Origin of the sequence: Chryseobacterium sp. S90, from assembly GCF_047444895.1 — a bacterium.
In the GTDB taxonomy this organism is placed as follows: Bacteria; Bacteroidota; Bacteroidia; order Flavobacteriales; family Weeksellaceae; genus Chryseobacterium.
In genome coordinates this window covers 1-5233 of record NZ_JBLGCX010000016.1, presented here as the reverse complement: position 1 = coordinate 5233, position 5233 = coordinate 1, and the positions used below count along the sequence as shown (strand labels likewise).

Genomic DNA, 5233 nt, shown 5'->3' with positions numbered 1-5233 from the left:
TCGATGCCATAAGGCAAAATCTTTATATTGAAATGGTAAAGAAGGAAGCACAGGAAGAACACCTAAAACAAGAGATTCATAAATACTGTTCAATTCAGCTAAAAAAATTGACATAGACCATCCATCAAAAGCAATATGATGAATCACCACAGACAGATAATAATCATCATAATACAGCACTTTTACCCTTACAGGTAATTCTTCCTGAAGATTAAACCCTTCATTCATATCATCACTAAGCACCTGCATAAATTCTTCAAGGCTTCCCAACTTTACCAAAGTTAATTCCAGAGATTGATCACTCACATACTGATACCCCGATCCATCAGGACCCGTCAAAATAAGGGTTCGAAGAACCTCATGCCTATCAAGAAGCATATGGAACGCCTCCTGTAAAAAATTGATATTCGTTTCATTATCCAAACGCAACACCATAGGAATATTATAAGCATGGCTTCCTCCTTCATAGCTCTCAATAAACCATAACCTTTCCTGCCCAAAAGACAGATACTGCTCTATGGCATTGCTAACCCGAACAGGTCGGATATCCTCAGCCACAACCTCCTGCAAACCTTCAAGAGCCAGCGATAAACCGGCAATACTTTTGTGGCTGAATACCATTCCCACCACTATCTGTATACCCGTTCCCTGATAAATTTTGTTGACCAGCTTAATAGCCATAATACTATTGCCTCCCAATCTGAAAAAATCATCATGGATACTGATATGATCAGGATGAAGATCCAATACTTCCGCGTAAATATCCAACAGCTGTTCCTGTAAAGGCGTCTGAGGACCTGCATATTCCGTTTCACCTCTAAATAAAGGCTCGGGCAGGGATTTCCTGTCAATTTTCCCATTTATTGTAACCGGTAAAACTTTCAAATGAACATAAGCTGAAGGAACCATATAATCCGGAAGTATATCCGATAGTAACATTGAAAGATCAGCAGAATCAAACGGATTATCCGAAACATAGTAAGCGACAAGGTATTTTAAACCCATACTGTTCTCCCTGCACTCCACTACTGCCTGCCGGATACCTCCCAATCCAAGCAGTGCTGCCTCAATCTCTCCAGGCTCTATCCGGTAACCACGGATCTTGATCTGGGAGTCGTTACGGCCCAGATATTCCAGATCTCCGCTGGAAAGAAAACGGACAAGATCCCCGGTTTTATAGATACGTCCATTATAGCCTGATGCTTTTTCCTCCTCACTCTGAAATGGATTTGTCAAAAAATGTTCAGCAGTAAGCTCCGGAAGATTTAAATATCCCCGTGATATTCCAACTCCGCCTATATACAGCTCGCCTACCGCGCCAATAGGAACAGGACGCAGGTATGAATCCAACACATATATTGAAGTATTATCAATTGGACGCCCGATATTGAGAGGATTACTATCATGGTGCCGCATTTGCTTATAAGTAGCATAAATGGTAGATTCGGTGGGACCATATAAATTATATACGTTCTTATATCTGGACCAGTACTTTACAGTTTCTTCGTCACCGGGCTCACCAGCATACATTATAGTCTGTAAAGAAGGAAAATCGCAACGCGGTAATAAAGAAAACATCACAGGTGGAAGATAAGCATGGGTAATATCATGGGTTAAAAGATATTCCTCAACCAGCTTAATATCTTTTTTAGTACATTCATCCAATACGTGTAATTCATTACCATACAACAAGGCACTAAAAAACTCTGAAACAGAAACATCAAATACATAAGAGGTATAAGCACTCAATCTGCCTGTTTCGCAAAAGCTATATACACCTCTTATTTCTTCAATAAGGTTGACTACACTGGTATGTTCAATCATTACTCCCTTAGGCTTTCCTGTAGTTCCACTGGTATAAATAACATACGCTAAATTATTGGATTTTACATCAATCCCCGGATTATCAGTTCTACAATTGCTAAGTTCTTGAATGATCTCTTCATCATCAAGACTGATGACATCTGATATCTTATATCCGAGTTTTTCTATAGAAGCTGCTTCAGTAATAATCAAACGAGCTCCGGTATCCGACAGGATATGCTTCCTTCTTTCTGAAGGAAAACTGGGATCTAATGGAACGTAGGCTCCCCCTGCCTTCAGTACCGCAAGAATACCAATGAGCATTTGTTCTGATCGATGTAAGTATAGGGGGATAAGTTCGTCAGGTTTTATTTTATATTTTTCAATTAAATAATGAGCCAGACGATTCGATTTCTCATTAAGTTCACGATATGTTAATTTTATATCCCGAAACACTAATGCTGTTTGGTCTGGAGTCCGGAGTACCTGTTTTTCAAATAAGCTGTGAATGGTAGCTTCTCTATTATATACTGAATAGGTTTCATTGCATCCAGGCAGCCTGCTATAATCTTCTGTAATTAACAGTTGAAGATCAGAGAGCTTTGTTTCCGATCCTCCGGAAGAATGTAATGCTGCGATCTGCTTTAAAAGATAAAGATAAGCAGATTTCATCTCTTCTATGGTTGATTCCTTATAAAGAAACCTGGCATAATTAAATGTTCCGGATAAAACTTCATCAGTATCGTTAATCATAGTAGTAATGTCAAACTTAGCAGTTTCGTAAGAAATACGGCCTTCAAAAGGATGAAGAAAGAAATTTTCTTTAAACACGTCAACAGGCATCTGACTGAAACTCTCAAAACCGAACATTACCTGAAAAATAGGATGACGTGAAGAATCATGTTCTATATCAAGCGTATTAACAAGTTTTTTAAAAGGAAGATCCTGATTGACCTGTGCTCCGGAAACTGAAGCAGCAACTTTTTTGATAAATGACCTGATATTCATATTAAAGTCAATTGTTTCGCGAAGAACCAATGTGTTAACAAATAAACCAATCATATTCTCCAGCCCATCATAATGACGATTTGTAAAGGGTGTTCCCACGACAATATCATTCTGTCCCGAATAAGAAGACAGCATGAGATAATATCCGCTGAGCATCACACTATATAAACTAACCCCAAGCTTTTTTGCCAAAGATCTAAGATCAGAACTTATCTCTAGAGGGATTATAAATGAAACGGTACTACCTTCATATGAAATTTCCGACAGTCGTTTAAAATCCAAAGGAAGATTCAATGTTTCAAAATCTTTGAGATAGGACTGCCAGTATTCAAGCTGATTCTCTAAAATTGCATTTTTAAGATAATTCCGCTGCCATAATGCGTAGTCTTTATATTGAAATTCCAACACAGGAAGTTCATATTGATAACCTGAAAATAATGCCTGATAAATCACATAAAGCTCATGTAAGAAAATTTCCAGGGACCATCCGTCAAAAGCAATGTGATGAAATACTACCGACAAATAATAATTATCGTCCATTGTAAAAATACGTATGGAAAGCGGAACTTCTTCTGATAAACAAAATATTCTCTGGGCTTCTTTAGATAATTCAGTTTCCAGAGCATTAAAACTACCAACCTTTTGAACAGTCAATTCTAAGGAAGTTTCTATGGCCTTTTGATAACCAATACCCTCATTGCTTGTTAAAATCAGACTTCTCAGGATTTCATGTCTTTGTATAAGGTTCAAAAGAGATTCAAACAAAATGGAAATATTTACACTTTTATCAATACGGAAGGCCAGTGGAATATTATAAGCATTGTTTCCTCCTTGGTATTGATCTATAAACCATAATCCTTCCTGAGAAAATGATAAGTGTTGATCTTCCACATTTGGAATATTTACCTGATCTATACGAATAGTCTCTGTAGTATAAGATTGCTTCAGTACATTGGCTAGTTCAGCAATACTTTTATTACCGAATACAACTGATACATTGATCTGTTTGTCCAAATTCTGACGAATCTTAGCAATCAGCTTAATAGCCATAATACTATTGCCTCCCAATCTGAAAAAATCATCATGGATACTGATATGATCAGGGTCAAGCTCCAGGATTTCTCCATAAATCCAGACAAGTTGCTCCTCAATCTGTGTTCTGGGAGCAATATATTCCGTTTCCCCTGTAAACAAAGGTTCAGGTAATGATTTCCTGTCAATTTTCCCATTTATTGTAACCGGTAAAACTTTCAAATGAACATAAGCCGAAGGAACCATATAATCCGGAAGTATATCCGATAGTAACATTGAAAGATCAACAGAATCAAGCGGATTATCCGAAACATAGTAAGCGACAAGATATTTTAAACCCATACTGTTCTCCCTACACTCCACTACTGCCTGCCGGATACCCCCTAATCCAAGCAGTACTGCCTCAATCTCTCCAGGCTCTATCCGGTAACCACGGATCTTGATCTGGGAGTCGTTACGGCCCAGATATTCCAGATCTCCGCTGGGAAGAAGACGGACAAGATCCCCGGTTTTATAGATACGTCCATTATAGCCTGATGCCTTTTCCTCCTCACTCTGAAATGGATTTGTCAAAAAGCGCTCAGCAGTAAGCTCCGGAAGATTTAAATATCCCCGTGATATTCCAACTCCGCCTATATACAGCTCGCCTACCGCGCCAATAGGAACAGGACGCAGGTATGAATCCAACACATATACTGAAATATTACCAATAGGACAGCCGATGTTGAGAGGATTCCCATCCTCATGGTAATGATGTAATGTGGCACAGACTGTAGATTCGGTAGGACCATAAGCGTTAATCAGGTCAACTCCATGTTTTCTGTAACATTCCATGATTTCAGGATTAGTTATATCTCCGGCAACTATCATCTTTTCTATGGGTAAGATTAATTCTTTATCCAGTAATGCCGGAGGAATCGTAGCAACTTTAATATCATGCTGAATGACATATTCTTGCAATCTTACTAAATCAGTTCTCATTTCGTTCGGCAAAAGATACAGGGTATGCCCCAATGCCAATACCGAATATACCTCCCAAACATGTGCATCAAAAACATAGTCAGCATACCAGAGCAAATTTTTCTGTTCTAAACGATGTAATGTTTCTTCCAGATCCAGTATAGAGGACTGCTGTTCTATTAAATTCACTACCCCGCTATGTTCAATCATAACACCCTTGGGTCTGCCTGTCGTTCCACTGGTATAAATAACATACGCCAGATGGTGGGATCTTGTCCCAGTAACAGGATTCTCCCTAAAACATCTTTGAATCCCATATGATGTCTCTGCATTATCCAGATTCAAAATCAAAGGCCCAGGATCTGAAATTCCTGAAGTATATTCATACAGCTTTGAGACCGTGTCATCTTCAGCAAGAACAAGACGGGAT

1 protein-coding gene is annotated in these 5233 nt (G+C 38.7%); it reads right to left on the bottom strand.

The window, feature by feature from the left end:
• On the bottom strand, nucleotides 1-5233 hold a 5233-nt coding region (locus tag ACLMCG_RS23060; RefSeq protein WP_413961444.1), incomplete at both ends, for an amino acid adenylation domain-containing protein.